Here is a 15,317-nt window from a genome sequence, read left to right as displayed (position 1 = left end):
GCTGCCCTTCTTCCGTGGGCTTGGACCCGATCCGGTGAACTGGTCAGCTGCGTGCGGCGGCTACGGCATCGGCAAGGCCGGCCATGGAGGTGAAGTGGTAATCGGGCTTGGTGAATTCGGCCGGCTCGATCGTGCCGCCATAGCCCTTCTGGGCGTGACGCCGCTCGATCCAGCAGTTGGTCAGCCCGAGTTTCCGCGAAATGCCGATGTCGTGGTACTGGCTCTGGGCGACGTGCAGGACGTCGTCCTTCGAATTTCCTTCCGAGGCTATGAAGTCGAAGACCTTCTCGAAGAAGACGGGATCCGGTTTTTCGGTGCCGGTATCGTCGGCGGTAAAGGCGACATAGAAGGGATTGCCCAGCTCCTTGGCGAAGAAGTCGAAGGCCCAGCGGCGGGCATTCGTCATCGCCACGAGCCGGTAATCCTTGGCAAGGCGCGCCAGCGCTCCGGCGCTGTCTGCAAAGGCCTTCCAGTGCCTGGCGGAGTCCCTGAGACGCTCTCCGTATCTGCGGTCCGCCGGCAAGCCGAGCTTTGGCGCGATTTCAAGATAGACGCGCACGAGATCGTCCGGAAAGAGGTCGGCATCCTTGGAGTAGCGCGCCGCGCGGTAAAGGCTCAGCGCCTTCTCGCCGTCGATCGCCACACCGGCCTCGGCGGCGATGCCGTCGAGACATTTCTTGAGGCCGCCTTCGAAGTCGATCAGCGTGCCGACGACATCGAAGGTCATGTATTTGAATTCCGGAAGGCTCTTGCGCACGTCAATTCCCCAGTTTTTTGGCGTCCGGGTCGGAGCGCCAACTTCATGAAGAAGAATATTCTGTTCCCTGCGGCGGGATGTTTCCCCGCTCTTGCTGGAAAGGCCGCCTATGCTGGGCTTCGGCCGCTTTCCTTGCATTTGAGTTTGGCATCTATGCCGCGCCGGAGTCTCCGAAAAGTCGCCATGGCGCGGCACAAAATTCCGAATATGACCTTGCCGCGATATATCGCGGCAAGGCGCGCCTCAGGCCTTCAGAGCCTGGCGGACATCCGGATCCTGCAATGTCTCGTCGAGCGTCGCGCGTGTGCGCTCGACGATCGCGTCGATCTCAGCCTCGGTGCAGCAGAGCGGTGGCGCATAGCCAAGAACGCCATTGGCGAAGGCGCGGATGACGAGACCGTTTTCCCAGGCGCGATCGAAAATGCGCCGGGCCGGTTCCGCGGCCGCCGGCAAGGGCGTCTTCTTTGCCTTGTCGACGACGAGCTCTATGGCGGCCAGCATGCCGCGGCCACGCACATCGCCCACGAGCGGGTGGTCCCTCAAGCTTTCGAGACCTTCCATCAGCCGGGCACCGACCTTGACGCCGTTTTCCAAGAGACCGTTCTCGTAAAGCTTCAGCACCTCGAGACCGACGGCGGCGCTCACCGGATGGGCCGAATAGGTGTAGCCGTGGCCGACGGCGGAAGCGCCGGCACCGTCGGCGATCGTCTGATAGATGTGGTCGGCCATGAAGACGGCTCCCATCGGCACATAGCCGGACGTGAGACCTTTGGCCGTGGTGATGAAATCCGGGACGATCTCGTCCTCGCTTGAAGCAAAGAGCGGGCCTGTGCGGCCGAAGCCGGTGATCACCTCGTCGGCAACGAAGAGGATGCCGAGCTCGCGGCAGAGTTCACGCATCGCCTTCATCCACCCCCTGGGCGGCACCAGCACGCCGCCCGAGCCCTGGATAGGTTCGGCATAGAAGGCGGCGACGCGCTCGGGGCCGATCTCCTCGACCTTGTGACGGAGTGCCGCCAGCGATGCGTCAATGATTGCCTGCGGATCCTCACCCACGGGATTGCGGTAGGCATAATGCGATGGGATCTTGTGCTGCCAGTCGAAGGGGATGCCGAAGCCGGCATGGAAGGCCGGCAGCGCGGTTAGGCCGGCGCCGACGGTCGAGGAGCCGTGATAGCCCTGTTCGACCGAGATGAACTGATCGCGCTGCGGCTCGCCGCGGGCAATCCAGTAGTAGCGGATGAAGCGGATCGTGCTGTCGACGGCATCGGAGCCGCCGAGCGTGAAATAGACATGGTTGAGATCGCCCGGCGCGCGTTCGGCCAGTTCCGAGGCGAGGCGGATTGCGGGTTCCGAACCGAGGCCGAAATAGGCCGTCGCGTAGGGCAGTTCGCGCATCTGCTTTGCCGCCGCCTCGACGATGCTCTCATGTCCGTAGCCGGCATTGACGCACCAGAGGCCGGCGAAACCGTCGATCAGCTGCTTGCCCGAAGCGTCGGTAACCGTCGCGCCCCTGGCAGAGGCGAGCACGCGCACGCCGAGCTTTTCATGGCCGCGGTATGAGGCGACTGGATGGATGAGGTGGGCGCGATCGAGTTCGATGAGGGAATTGCTGTACATCAAAGATCTCCGGATCAGCCGAGCGCCTGGTTGGCGAGGGCAAAGGTGTTAGCGACGAGATCGGCGGCGCGGTGGATCGGCGGCTTCGTCATAGCGATACCTCCGCCGACATGGGCGAGGCCCTGTTCGGCAAGCCAGCCGGAAAGACCGGCGTCGGCGGTGGTGTCGACCCGCAAGAAGCGGCCCGGCCGCATGGCGATGAAATGGGCGACGAGCGCCTTGGCATCGTCGAGATCGGCGGCGACCACGGGACCAATGACCTCGCCACGACCGAAGGCACGCAGCGCGCCAAACCCACAGACGCGGCCGTCGCGTCGAAGCACGGCGAACTCGCCCACCTTGGCGAGATAAGCGACCAATCCTTCGCGGTCGGCGCCGAAGGCCTGGCGGTCAAGTGCGGCGATAGCATCGATGTCGGCAGCGGTTGCGGCCTCGATCCCCGGGGGCACGGCGACGTCGCCGACCACGCCCTGATGCTGCAGCACGCGCCCGGTTTCCCGAAATCCAAGTTTCTCATAGAGCGGCAATCCCTCGGCGGTCGCCACGAGCCGGAGCGGCCGGTCGCCGGCGATCCGCAGCGCCGCATCCATGAGCGTCCGGCCGAGACCGCGGCCGCGCATCGCCTCGTCGACAATCACCATGTTGATCGTCGCGCAGTCCGCCTTATAGGGCGTGACGAACACAGTGCCGACGACTCGCGCATCCTCGATGGCCACCACGCCTTCGCTCAGGGCGAGCGCCATCTGCCAATCCTCCAGGCGATGCGGCCAGCCGGCCTGCCGCGAGAGGCTAACGGCGGCTTCCAGATGCTCGGGACCGAAGGCAGTGATCTCGATCTGATTTGTCTGCATGTGGATGTCCTTATTTCCTGCCCTGAAGTCTGCAGGAGTGGTGGCCGGCAGATCGTCTGAAGGCCACGGCCCGCGCAATATCTTATAGCTTTGCTCTCGCGGGCCGCCGCATCTTATGCTGGCAGGCGGGAGGGTAACCGGAATGTGGGCGGCAAGAAGCAGGGCGGCAGGCAAGGCTCGCAACCTTCTGCCAAAGCCGACTTTGGATACGATAGATTCTGCTTCGATCGTTGCAAAATCAGGTGAGCCGAGGGATGGGCTGGCGCCTATGATCCTTACACGTAAACCCCGGTCCCGCTCTTACAAGGATAGTTCACATGTCGACCTTCCGTCCGAAATACATCACCTTCGATTGCTACGGCACGCTGACCAACTTCCAAATGGCGGAAGCGGCGCGCGACCTCTATGGCGAACAACTCGACGAGCCGCGCATGGCGGAATTCATCAAGAATTTCGCCGCCTATCGCCTCGACGAGATTCTCGGCGACTGGAAGCCCTATGCGGAGGTGGTGCACAATTCGCTCGAGCGGACCTGCAAGCGCAATGGCATAAAATTCCGCGAAGAAGCGGCGCGCATGGTCTATGAGCGCGTCCCGACCTGGGGTCCGCATCCCGACGTGCCTGCCGGCCTCGCCAAGGTCGCCAAGGAGATCCCGTTGGTCATCCTCTCGAATGCGATGAACTCGCAGATTATGTCGAATGTCGAAAAGCTGGGCGCTCCTTTCTACGCCGTCTACACCGCCGAACAGGCACAGGCTTACAAGCCGCGGTTCAAGGCATTCGAATACATGCTCGACATGCTCGGCTGCGGCCCGGAGGACATTCTCCACTGCTCGTCCTCTTTCCGCTACGACCTGATGTCGGCGCATGATCTCGGCATCAAGAACAAGGTCTGGGTCAATCGCGGCCACGAGCCGGCCAATCCCTATTACGGCTACGTCGAGATCGCCGGCATTACCGGCCTGCCGGGCGTCGTCGGTCTTTAGAAAGAAGGCGCCTCGCCATGAAATTCGTCTCCTATTGGCACGACATCGCCCCGGCCTTTGCCGGGGCTGCTCAGGGTCCGGTCGACGGCCACTACGATGTCGCCGTGATCGGCGGCGGCTTCACCGGCCTCGGCGCCGCCCGGCAGCTTGCCAAGGCGGGTGCCAAGGTCGTCGTGCTGGAGGCGGAAAAGGTCGGCTGGGGCGCTTCCGGCCGCAATGGCGGGCACCTCAACAACGGGCTCGCGCATAGTTACCTCGCGGCCAAGGCGGAGCTCGGCAAGGAGCGGGCGATCGCACTTTATAAGGCGTTCGACCAATCGATCGACACGCTCGAGGAATTGATCGCGGAGGAGGGCATCGATTGCAACTTCCGCCGCGCCGGAAAGCTGAAGCTCGCCTCCAAGCCCCAGCATTTCCAAGCGATCGCCCGCAACTTCGAAGCCGTGCACGCGGAGGCCGACCCCGATACGGCGCTGCTCAGCGCAGACGACCTGAAGCAGGAAGTCGGCGCGCCTTTCTTCGGCGCCATGCTCTCGAAGAAAAGCGCGATGATGCATATGGGCCGCTATGTCGTCGGCCTCGGCGAAGCGGCAGCGCGCCACGGCGCGACGATCTTCGAGAGTGCCGCCGTCACGGAGCATCGGCAGGCGGGCGGTCGGCACCATCTCAAGAGCACGCGCGGCAGCATCACTGCGGATGCGGTGCTTGTCGCCACCGGCGCCTATACGCCGTCGATCTTCGGCTATTTCCGCCGCCGCATCATCGCGGTCGGCAGCTTCATCATCGCGACGCGGCCGCTTACCGAAGCGGAGATCGCAGCGACGATGCCGGGCAACCGTACCTGCGTCACATCGATGAACATCGGCAACTATTTCAGGCTCTCGCCCGACAACCGTTTGATTTTTGGCGGTCGCGCCCGCTTCTCGGCGACATCCGACCAACGCTCGGATGCGAAAAGCGGCGCGATCCTCAAGGCAAGCCTCGCGGAGATCTTCCCGCAACTCGCCAATGTCGAGATCGATTATTGTTGGGGCGGTCTCGTCGACATGACCAAAGACCGCTTCCCCCGCGCCGGCTATCACGACGGCGTCTGGTATGCCATGGGCTATTCCGGCCATGGGGCACAGCTTTCGACGCATCTCGGGATGATCATGGCGGACGCCATCCTCGACCGGCCGGACCGCAACCCGCTCAAGGGCCTCGAATGGCCGGCGGTGCCGGGACATTTCGGCAAGCCCTGGTTCCTGCCGCTTGTCGGCATGTATTACAAGATGCTCGACAAGGTGCAGTAGCCGGTGGGAGGCCGACAATGGGCGGCGGGCCAGGGCTCGCGGATCGAACTCGCTCGCGCTTGCAATCGGATCACTTGCACACTTTTGCGGATCCCCGCCTTGGCGGGAGCCCGCGACTTCTGATTGGCGGATGACCTCAGATAAGCAGATCCGAATTCAGGCTGCCTTTAGCTGTGGCCATCTGGACCAGAATGTTGGCCAGCGCGTCGTGCGCGCCATCGGCGACGTCCGCCGGCACCTGGAAGTCGGCCGAATGGTCCGTGAGCCGAGATGCGACGGCCTCGCGGGGAGCGAAGTTCGCAACCATCTCCTCAAACAAATCGGCGATTTCATCGGCTTTGCCGACAGTCTCCACAGGCGGTTGAAAATGCAACTGGTCCCCGTTGAGCGCGAGAGCGAGATGATCGCCATTCTTGGCCACCGGGGCGCCTGCCTCGTCGCTGGCGGAACCGGTTGAACGGTCGTTCTGTACCGCGTCCCAATCACCGCTGCCTTTGAGGAAATCTGCAAGCCAGGCGTTCGAAGTAGGCGTTCCGTCGCCGTCCGATGCATCGGAAGAGACTGGAGCCTGGATTGGCGTCGATTCCGGAGCTGCTGCGGCATTCGCACTCAGCGTTCCTGACGTCATGACCGGATCAATAAGGTCCTTCTTCACGTTTTTCGTGCCGATGGTGGCCGTCTGGGTCGACGTGGCGATGTTGGCGCCCGAAAAGGTGACCGTATAGGTGCCGGGCTTTAGCGCGAGGTCATAGCCGCCAGCGGCGCTCGTCGTGGTCTTGAAAAGCTGGCCCGCTGAATTCTTGGCCGTTACCGTGATGCCGCCGAGACCCTCGCCGGGATCGTAGAAGCGATCGCCATCGCGATCGTCGAAAGCCACACCCGTCAGCAAGAGGTCGGAACCGGTCTTTGCGAAATCCTCCGTCACGAATGCGCTGCTGCGGCCGCGATAGTCGCCGATCTCGACGCCGAGGCCGACCTCGCGGAAATTCGGATTGAGCAGATTGGCGCGGTGACCCGACGAGTTCATCAGGTTGGTGTGTAGGAGCTTGACTTCATCCTGATAGCCGGTGGGGGCTCGGGTCGTTGCCCAGGCGATATTCTCACCCGTAGCCCAGGACCCCTGCAAGACATAGCCCGCCGCTTTTATGCGCTGTGTCGAACTGGATCCCCCAGAACCGGTATGCGAGAAGACGTCGGCAGCGAGCATCCACTGGCTGTGCCCTTCGGCCGCTTCGCTGAGGTCGTTGTCGAAGGCCAGCGGCTGTACGCCCGCTTTCGCCCTCTCGGCATTGATCAACTCTAGCAGGTATTGTTCATTCGCGCTGTGCTGCGGCATTCGGCAAGTCTCCCTGACAGTCATTCCGTGATGGTTGAGTGCATCGCCCCATCGCTCCATAGGAACGAACTGTGTCCAAGGTGCGGAATAAGATTGGCTAACTTGGGGATTCGCGCATGTATCTTCGCCCCCGCCGTCGCGCGGTGTCGCGAATAGCAAAATCCCGCACTCGTTACTGCGGAGCTATTATCGCGGAGACACGATGCGATGATCTCCTGGTGGGGCCGTCTCTCCCTCGAAGAGCGCTGACTCACAGCAGACGCGGCACTTCGCAAGCGGTCCCCGCCGGAGGAATACGGTTCCGTGAGCGTCCCGGAGTTACGCCAGCCCGCCAATGTGAAAGCTCTTCATCTCGAGATACTCCTCGATGCCCACTTGGGCGCCTTCGCGTCCAAGTCCGGATTGCTTGACCCCGCCGAAGGGCGCGACTTCGGTGGAGATCGCGCCGGTGTTGAGCCCGATCATGCCGAATTCGAGCGCTTCCGCCACCCGCCAGGAGCGCTTCAGGCTTTCCGTGTAGAAATAGGCGGCCAGCCCAAAGGGGGTGCCGTTGGCGATGGCGATCGCCTCCTCCTCGGTCTCGAAGCGGAAGAGCGGGGCGACCGGGCCAAAAGTCTCTTCGCTGGCGAGCAGCATTTCCGTCGTCGCACCGGTGAGCACGACGGGGGCAGTGTATTGCGTACCCTCCGGCAGCGATTTGCTGCGTGCTGCCACCATTGCACCTTTGGCCAGTGCGTCCTCGACATGGCGGTTGATCTTCTCGATCGCCGCCTCATTGATCATCGGCCCGATCGCAATACCCGCCTCCGTACCCGGACCGACCTTCATGGCGTTGACGCGGGCGCCGAGTTTTTCGGCGAAAGCGTCATAGACGCCGGACTGCACGAGGATGCGGTTGGCGCAGACGCAGGTCTGGCCGCCATTGCGGAACTTCGAGGCGATCGCGCCTTCGACGGCAAGATCGAGATCGGCGTCGTCGAAGACGATGAAGGGGGCATTGCCACCGAGTTCGAGCGAGAGCCGCTTGACGCTGTCCGCGGCGCCGCGCATCAGGAGCGAGCCGACACGTGTCGAGCCGGTGAAGGAGATCTTGCGTACCGTCTCGTTCGCCATGAACTCGTTACCGATCGCCGTTGGCATGCCGGTCACGATGTTGATGACTCCGGCCGGAATGCCGGCGCGCTCGGCGAGCACGCCGAGGGCAAGTGCCGAGAACGGCGTGAACTCCGATGGCTTGATGACCACTGTACAGCCGGCGGCCAATGCGGGTGCCACTTTGCGGGTGATCATCGCGTTCGGGAAATTCCAAGGCGTGACGATGGCGCAGACGCCGACTGCTTCCTTCAACACGACGATGCGGCGGTCCGGTGTCGGCGAGGGAATGGTGTGGCCGCCGATGCGACGGGCTTCCTCAGCGAACCATTTGACGAAGGCGGCGCCGTAGCGGATCTCGCCACGCGCTTCGTCGAGCGGCTTGCCTTGCTCCAGTGTCAAGAGCAGCGCCAGGTCTTCAAGGTTTTCGATCATCAGCGAGTGCCAGAGCTCGAGCAGGGCGGCGCGCTCGGCATGCGTCCTCTTCTTCCAAGGCCCGAAAGCGGCGTTGGCAGCGTCGACGGCCGAGCGGGTTTCGGCCGTTCCCATGTCAGGCACGGTGCCGAGAACCGCCTGGCTCGCCGGATCGATGACCTCGACGACCTCGCCCGAGGCGCCGGAGATCCACTCGCCGCCGATCAGGCCCGATTGCCGGAAAAGTTCCTTGTCCTTCAATCTCATGTGTTTACCCTCTTATGATCAGTCGAGCGCGGCGAGCACTGCCGCGGTGATGGTTTCGGTCCTGTCTTTTCCCGGAACGGTGCCGATGCCGCGGGCGGTCGCTCTTTCGAGCGCGTCCATGATCATCCGCGCGGCCTCCCTTTCTCCGAGATGCTCCAGCATCATCGCGCCGGACCAGATGGCGGCGATGGGGTTGGCGATGCGGAGATGGGCGATATCCGGGGCAGAACCGTGCACCGGCTCGAACATGGAGGGGGCGCTTCTGTCCGGATTGATGTTGGCCGAGGCGGCAAAGCCCAAACCGCCCTGTATCGCCGCACCGAGATCGGTCAGGATGTCGCCGAAAAGGTTCGAGGCGACGACGACGTCGAGGCTTTCCGGCGCCATCACCATGCGCGCCGCCATGGCATCGATGTGATAGCTCGTCGCCTCGACATCAGAGTATTCGGCCGCGAGTTCTCGCGTGATCTCGTCCCAGAAAACCATCGAGTGTTTCTGGGCGTTCGATTTGGTCACCGACGCAAGCTTGCCGCGACGCAGGCGCGCCTGCTCGAAGCCAAAGCGCAGGATCCGTTCGACACCCGCGCGGGTAAAGATCGAGGTCTCGACCGCGACCTCGTCCGCCGTTCCCTGATGGACGCGGCCGCCGGCGCCGGAATATTCGCCCTCTGTGTTTTCACGAATGCAGAGGATGTCGAAGTTCTCCGCTTTCAGCGGTCCTTGGACGCAAGGCAGTAGCCGATGCGGCCGGATATTGGCATACTGCACGAAGGCCTTGCGGATCGGCAGCAGCAGGCCGTGCAGCGAAACGGCATCTGGCACTTCCGCCGGCCAACCGACGGCGCCGAGCAGGATCGCGTCGAAGCGGCGGAGCGTATCGATGCCGTCACGCGGCATCATCGCACCGGTCTCCTTGTAGAAGGCGCAGGACCAGGGAAAGGGCGTTCCGGTGAGCGTGAAACCGGAATGCCTGGCGACGGTCGAAAGGACCTGCCAGGCGGCATCCGTCACGTCCTGGCCGATGCCGTCCCCGGGGATGAGTGCGATCGAATAGGTTTTCATTGAGGCTCCCTAGAGGCTTATGAGCACGCTCTTGCTCTTGCGGTTGGCGTGGTACGCCTCACGACCGAGGTCCTTGCCGATGCCCGAGCGCTTGTAGCCGCCGGTCGGCAGGATGTGGTCGCGCGAGCGGCTGTAGCGGTTGACCCAGACGGTTCCGGCCTGGAGCCTTCGCGTCAGCCTCAGGGCGCGCGCCAGGTCGCGGGTGAAGACGCCTGCGGCAAGGCCGTAGGTCGGGTGATCGGCGAGCGCGAGCGCCTCCTCTTCGTCGGCGAAGGTCTGCAGGGTGAGGACGGGACCGAAGATTTCTTCGGTAATCGCTGGCGAGGAGCTGTCGCGCACGGCGATCAGCGTCGGTTGGTAGAAGTAGCCCGCCGCATCCATCTGCCCCCCTCCGAACAGACATTCGCCGCCCGCCGCAACGGCAGCGTCGACGATGCCGTGGATGCGGTTCAGCTGGCGCTTCGAGATGATCGGCGAGTATTCGCTCGTTTCATCCCAGGTCGGGCCCGGCCTCGCAGCCTTCATCCGCGTAACGATCGCCTCAGCTAGCGGAGCCGCGACGCTCTCCTCGACGATCAGACGGGAGCCGGCGACGCAGGCCTGGCCGGCATTCGAAAGCATGCTCTGGGCGATCGCCGCCGCGGCCTTGTCGAGATCCGCATCGGCGAAGACCAGTTGCGGGCTCTTGCCGCCGAGCTCCAGCGTCATCGGCTTGATGCCGGTGCGCGCAATGTTGGCCATGATGGCGGAGCCCGCGCCGGTCGAGCCGGTGAAGCTCACCTTGGCGATGTCCGGATGGCCGGTGATGGCAGTGCCGGTCACCGGACCGTCACCGAGAACGATATTGATGAGACCGGCCGGCAGCCCGGCGCGGACCGCGAGCTCGGCAAGGTAGATCGTCGAAAACGGCGTCATTTCCGAGGGCTTCAGCACCACCGCATTGCCGGCGGCGAGCGCGGGTCCGAGCTTCCAGGCGGCCATGGAAAGAGGAAAGTTCCAGGGCGTGATGGCACCGACAACGCCATAGGGCTCGGTCATGATCATGCCGAGGCTGGCGTCGTCGGTCGGCACGAGATTGCTTCCTTCTTTGTCGGCGAATTCCGCGAAGAAGCGGATCTGCTCGGCGCTGACGGCAATGTCGCCGGCGACGAGATGACCAACGGGCCGGGTTGAGGAAAGCGCCTCGAGCTTGGCGAGGGTTTCCGCCTCGCTTTCGATCAGGTCTGCCCAGCGCTGCAGCACGACCGTGCGCTCGCGCGGCCGCACGCCGCCCCAGTTGCTCGCCTTGAGCGCCTTCTTGGCAGTTTCGACGGCGCGGTCGACGAGCACCTCATCCGCAAGCGGGCAGCCTGAATAAGGCTTGCCGTCCGATGGCCGATGCATGTCGATGACGCGCTCGGCAGGCACCAGCCGATCGCCGATGAAGTGTCCGACGGGTAGGGAGAGACTGTCCGGATCAAAGCTGAGTGTCATCGCGCGTCCTCGGCATGGGCTTAAACCAAAGCTAGTGGAGGAACGCGAGCAGCATGCATCGACTGGCGATGCCGAGGCGGCGGAAAATTATGTTTTTGGCGGCACGACAGTTAAATCTTCGGCGGTCACCCGGACGCCAGCGATGTGACGTTTCGGTAAAGGTGTGGGAGGCGATCCAAGGAGGCCACGAGGAAGAAAAAACTCCGCCGCGATCGGCCGGCAGCGGAGAGACGTCACGTGGTCAATCGGGGACGGTGGTCGGTGATAACATGCCCGAAGACCGACGAGCGTGCCATCTGCATTATAAATCCAGGTGAGAATAGCTTTTGCGCGCCCTCCAAGACGATCGGGTCGCGCGGAATTGGCGTCACATCACGGTCACGTAGATCTTGCGCACCGTCTCGATGGTCTTCCAGATGCCGACGAAACCCGGCTTCATGACGAAGCTGTCGCCGCTCTTATAGACGACCGGCTCGCCGTTTTCCGGCGTGAGTTCGATGACGCCGGAAAGAATATGGCAGAACTCGAAGGTCTCGCCCTTGATCGAGCGCGTCTCGCCGGGGGTCGCTTCCCAGACCCCGGTATGGATCATCTCGCCGCGGGCGACGTCCTGGGCCCAGGTCTTGAAGGAGGGATTGCCGGAGATCAGACGCTCGGGGGGCGGGCTAGACTCGCGCGGGGCGAAAGAGGGGTTGGTCTCGATGGTTTTCAAGAGCGACATGGTTTTCCTTTCCTGGGGTTAGAACTTGATGCGTATCGGCCGAAACTGTGCACTTCGCATGGCTTCGATCTGGTTCGACGCGCTCAGTAGCCTCGGCGGCGGTCGACCAGTCCGATCGGCTCGAGACCCGACCGGTGCCGCTTGATGTTCTCGATCACGGCTCTGGCGGCGGTTTCCGGCTGAGTGACGCTCGCGATGTGCGGCGTCAGCAGGATCTTCGGGTGGCGCCAGAAGGGATGACCGGCAGGGAGCGGTTCGGGATCGGTTACATCGACCAGGGCGCCGGAAAGATGGCCGTTATCGAGCGCCTCGATAAGTGCTTCATGATCGAGCTGGGGGCCGCGGCCGACATGTACGAGCGCTGCGCCGGCCGGGAGCCGGGCGAAGAGTTGAGCGTTCAGGACGCCGCGCGTCTCTTCGGTCAGCGGCAGGGGGCAGATGAGAATGTCGGTCGAGCCCAGCAGAGTATCGAGACCGTTCCGGCCGCTCAGGCACCTCACGCCGTCGATTTCGTGCGGGCTGCGGCTCCAGCCGGAGAGCGGAAAGCCGAAAGGCTTCAGCCGATCGAGTACCGCAGTTCCGAGCATGCCGAGGCCGAGCACGCCGAGGCGGCGGTCGGCCGCCTGGACCGGCGCAATGGCCTGCCAAGCTTCGCCTCGCTGCTGCTCGAGGTAGGCCGGCAGGTTGCGGTGAAGCGCGAGCACGGCAAGCGTCACATATTCCTGCATCATCCGGACGATGCCGTCCTCGACCATGCGCACCACCTGCACATGCGGCGGCACCGCATCGATGCGGAACTGGTCGACGCCGGCGCCGATCGAGAAGAGGATTTCGAGGTTGCGATAGCGCGCGAGATTGTCCGGCACCGTCCAGGTGATCAGGTAACGCACAGCATCGGGATCAACCGTCGCCGGATCCATGGCGAAAGGAATGTCGGGCAGTTCGCGCGCGAATGCTTCGGCGAAAATCGCACCACGCTTCGCATCGGAGTTGAAGAGGAAGGTCACCGCGCGTTTCCTTCTTGAGGTCTCAGGTGCTGCAGCGGGCGCCGAGCGCCTCGATCATCGTCTGACAGGCCAGGAGTTCGTCGACCAGGATGTACTCATCCGGCTTGTGGGCGCGGCCGATCTCGCCGGGACCGCAGATGATCGCGTCGATGCCGGCCCGTTGGAAAAGGCCCGCCTCGGTGCCGTAGCTGACGGCCGGAAGAGGCTCGCGGCCCGTCAATTCCTCGAGCAGTGCGACCAGCGGCGCGTGAGGTTCAAGCGAAAGCGCCGGATAGGCGCTGAGGTCCTGCCACTCCACCTCGAAGCCTCGTGGCGCCAACGCTTCGGCGCTCTTTCGTACCGGCGCGAGCAGCTCTGCCGGGTCGACGCCAGAAATCGCCCGCGCCTCGAACTCAACCTCGCAGGCATCCGGAATGATGTTGACCGCCTGCCCGCCCTTTATCGTTCCGATCTGCAGGGAAGAGTACGGCGGTTCGAAGACATGCTCGAAGGGGCCGTGGGTCAGCCGGTCGGCTTCTGCGACCGCTTGGGCCAGGACGCCTGCTAAGCCGTGTATCGCATTCAGCCCCTGGTCCGGGCGTGAAGAATGCCCGGAACGCCCCCTGACCGTCAGCCGGGCCGCCGCCTTGCCCTTGTGGGCACGGATCGCGCGCATGCCGCTCGGCTCGCCGATGATCGCGCCGAGCGGTTGGCGGCAAAGTTCTGGCAGGCGCGCGATCATGTGTGGTACGCCGCGGCAGCCGGCCTCCTCATCATAAGAGAAGGCGAGGTGCAGCGGCCGGCGAAGCGGCATTGCCGCAAGCTTCGGAATGGCGGCGAGAACGGCGGCAAGGAAACCCTTCATGTCGGTGGCGCCGCGGCCATAGAGCCGGCCTGCCTCGGCGCGAAGGCGGAAGGGATCGCTCGTCCAGCCGCCTTCTGCGGCGGGGACCACGTCCATATGGCCAGAGAGAATATAGCCGGACACGTCCATAGGACCGATCGTAGCGAAAAGATTGGAGCGATCGCCCTCAGGGCCGGGTAGCACCGTCGCGGCAATGCCGTGGCTTTGCAGGTAGCCGCGGATCCATGCCACGATGTCGGCATTGGACGTGCCGGCGACGGAGGCGAAGCCAACGAGCTTCTCGAGGATTTCCACTGCCTGCATTGGCGCCCTCATAACATCCCCGGCCTTGCCGGGCTTGGTGCCGTCGATCATGCGTTCACAGCGACGGGTGCTGCATCGACGCAGCGACGCCGGCTCGCCTTGTCTGCTAGCTTAGGAGCCCGCCCAGGCTTTACATGCCGAAAGTGCGCCTGATTTGGACGATTGTTGTGTGGGCTGCCGCCTCTCAAGCGAATTGTACCGGCCGCCCCGTCTTATTCTGAAGAAGAAACGCTTTGGTCTGCGCTGGCATTGCGTGCTGCGCGGACGGGACATGAAGAACGAACGCAACGAGGGCGGGAGGCAAAGAGTGGGCGCAAAGGCATCCGAATCCAAGGTCGTCGATAGCTTCGAAATGCGGATCGCCGGGATCGAGAGCGTCGATCTGGAGCTTTTGCATGCACTGTCGATTTCCGTCGGGTGGCCGCACCGCTCCGAAGATTTGCAGTTTCTGCGCGAGTTCGGCCGCGGCTATGTGGCGCTCGATGAAATCGGTAGGCTGACCGGCTCGGCCATGTGGTTCCCCCACGGCGACAATTTTGCGACCATAGGAATGGTGATTACCTCGCCGCGGCTGCAGACGAATGGCACCGGCCGCTGGCTGATGGAACACGTGCTTGCGGATTGCGAAGGCCGCGACCTCAGGCTCAATGCGACGAGGGCCGCCCGCCGGCTCTATCACGCGCTCGGGTTTCAGCCCGTCAGAAGCATATATCAGTGTCAGGGCATCGCCCATCGTCCAACCGATCTGGCGGCACTGCCGGAGGGGACGGCAGTCCGGAGGCTGGGGTCGGAGGACCTTGCCGCTGTCGCCGAGCTTGATGCAAAGGCCTTCGGTGTCGCGAGGACGGAGCTGATGGGCAAGCTCCTGGTCCAGTCGGCAGGCTATGGCTTGTTCCGGGGCGGCTTGCTGCGCGCTTTCGCGCTCTGCCGGCCGTTTGGCAAAGGCCATGTCGTTGGGCCGGTCGTGGCAGAAGGCGACGCGGAAGCCATAGCGGTGGTCCAGCCGCACGTGACCGATCACCAAGGCCGCTTCCTGAGACTGGACACACCCTTTGAGACCGGTGCCTTCGCAATATTCCTCTCGCAATCCGGCCTGGCTGTCTTCGACACGGTGCTCGCAATGTCCAAACCCGGCAATGCCGGTGCCGCGGCCGTCTCGGCTGCAGCGGGGCCAAGCCTCTACGGCTTGGTTGGCCACGCACTCGGCTGAGCTTCACGCCCAAGACGTCTCCCCGAACATCGACTGCGGAGTGCTCGCCGTCATCTGGCTGCGGTTGGTGCTGCAAGTTGTC

General features: G+C 63.6%; 13 protein-coding genes. 3 read left to right on the top strand and 10 right to left on the bottom strand.

The genetic code is table 11. From position 1 onward, the window contains the following. Nucleotides 1-43: 43 nt before the first annotated feature. The 3 genes from M728_RS22460 to M728_RS22450 all read right to left on the bottom strand — a co-directional run bounded on the left by M728_RS22460 (nt 44) and on the right by M728_RS22450 (nt 3,228). Nucleotides 44-757 carry an HAD-IA family hydrolase gene (locus tag M728_RS22460; protein ID WP_026621037.1) on the bottom strand — a complete coding sequence of 238 codons (714 nt, stop codon included), beginning with the start codon at nt 755-757 and terminating at the stop codon, nt 44-46. A 243-nt stretch (nt 758-1,000) separates the two neighbouring features. After that, a complete protein-coding gene (locus tag M728_RS22455) occupies nt 1,001-2,377 on the bottom strand; it encodes an aspartate aminotransferase family protein (protein WP_026621038.1) in 1,377 nt (458 codons plus the stop codon). A 14-nt stretch (nt 2,378-2,391) separates the two neighbouring features. Continuing rightward, nucleotides 2,392-3,228 carry a GNAT family N-acetyltransferase gene (locus M728_RS22450; RefSeq protein WP_026621039.1) on the bottom strand — a complete coding sequence of 279 codons (837 nt, stop codon included), beginning with the start codon at nt 3,226-3,228 and terminating at the stop codon, nt 2,392-2,394. Between the two features lie 317 nt (nt 3,229-3,545). On the opposite strand from M728_RS22450, the gene M728_RS22445 reads away from it, so the two are divergent. Together M728_RS22445 and M728_RS22440 are read left to right on the top strand one after the other, a co-directional pair. After that, on the top strand, nt 3,546-4,214 hold the full coding sequence (locus tag M728_RS22445) for a haloacid dehalogenase type II (RefSeq protein ID WP_026621040.1): 669 nt from the start codon (nt 3,546-3,548) through the stop codon (nt 4,212-4,214). 17 nt (nt 4,215-4,231) lie between these two features. Beyond that, nucleotides 4,232-5,506 carry an FAD-binding oxidoreductase gene (locus tag M728_RS22440; protein WP_026621041.1) on the top strand — a complete coding sequence of 425 codons (1,275 nt, stop codon included), beginning with the start codon at nt 4,232-4,234 and terminating at the stop codon, nt 5,504-5,506. 136 nt (nt 5,507-5,642) lie between these two features. On the opposite strand, the gene M728_RS22435 is transcribed toward M728_RS22440, so the two are convergent. From M728_RS22435 to argE, 7 genes are all read right to left on the bottom strand, one after another. Next, nucleotides 5,643-6,842, bottom strand: a complete 1,200-nt coding sequence (locus M728_RS22435) for a CAP domain-containing protein (protein ID WP_026621042.1) — start codon at nt 6,840-6,842, stop codon at nt 5,643-5,645. Nucleotides 6,843-7,160: 318 nt separating this feature from the next. Continuing rightward, a complete protein-coding gene (locus M728_RS22430) occupies nt 7,161-8,615 on the bottom strand; it encodes an NAD-dependent succinate-semialdehyde dehydrogenase (RefSeq protein WP_026621043.1) in 1,455 nt (484 codons plus the stop codon). 18 nt (nt 8,616-8,633) lie between these two features. Continuing rightward, nucleotides 8,634-9,677 (bottom strand): tartrate dehydrogenase, encoded by a 1,044-nt coding sequence (locus M728_RS22425; RefSeq protein WP_026621044.1) that lies wholly within the window; start codon nt 9,675-9,677, stop codon nt 8,634-8,636. Between the two features lie 9 nt (nt 9,678-9,686). Further along, nucleotides 9,687-11,150 (bottom strand): aldehyde dehydrogenase, encoded by a 1,464-nt coding sequence (locus M728_RS22420; protein WP_026621045.1) that lies wholly within the window; start codon nt 11,148-11,150, stop codon nt 9,687-9,689. Between the two features lie 367 nt (nt 11,151-11,517). Next, nucleotides 11,518-11,871: a cupin domain-containing protein gene (locus M728_RS22415; protein WP_026621046.1), complete on the bottom strand. Its 354-nt coding sequence runs from the start codon at nt 11,869-11,871 to the stop codon at nt 11,518-11,520. A gap of 83 nt (nt 11,872-11,954) precedes the next feature. Then, nucleotides 11,955-12,878 (bottom strand): glyoxylate/hydroxypyruvate reductase A, encoded by a 924-nt coding sequence (locus M728_RS22410; RefSeq protein ID WP_026621047.1) that lies wholly within the window; start codon nt 12,876-12,878, stop codon nt 11,955-11,957. 22 nt (nt 12,879-12,900) lie between these two features. Next, a complete protein-coding gene (argE, locus tag M728_RS22405; protein WP_026621048.1) occupies nt 12,901-14,025 on the bottom strand; it encodes an acetylornithine deacetylase in 1,125 nt (374 codons plus the stop codon). A 307-nt stretch (nt 14,026-14,332) separates the two neighbouring features. Here argE and M728_RS22400 point away from each other — a divergent pair, with 307 nt between their 5' ends. After that, a complete protein-coding gene (locus tag M728_RS22400; RefSeq protein WP_026621049.1) occupies nt 14,333-15,235 on the top strand; it encodes a GNAT family N-acetyltransferase in 903 nt (300 codons plus the stop codon). The last annotated feature ends 82 nt before the right edge of the window (nt 15,236-15,317 follow it).

This window comes from Ensifer sp. WSM1721, from assembly GCF_000513895.2.
Lineage (GTDB): Bacteria > Pseudomonadota > Alphaproteobacteria > Rhizobiales > Rhizobiaceae > Sinorhizobium.
This window is presented reverse-complemented; position numbering and strand designations above follow the sequence as displayed.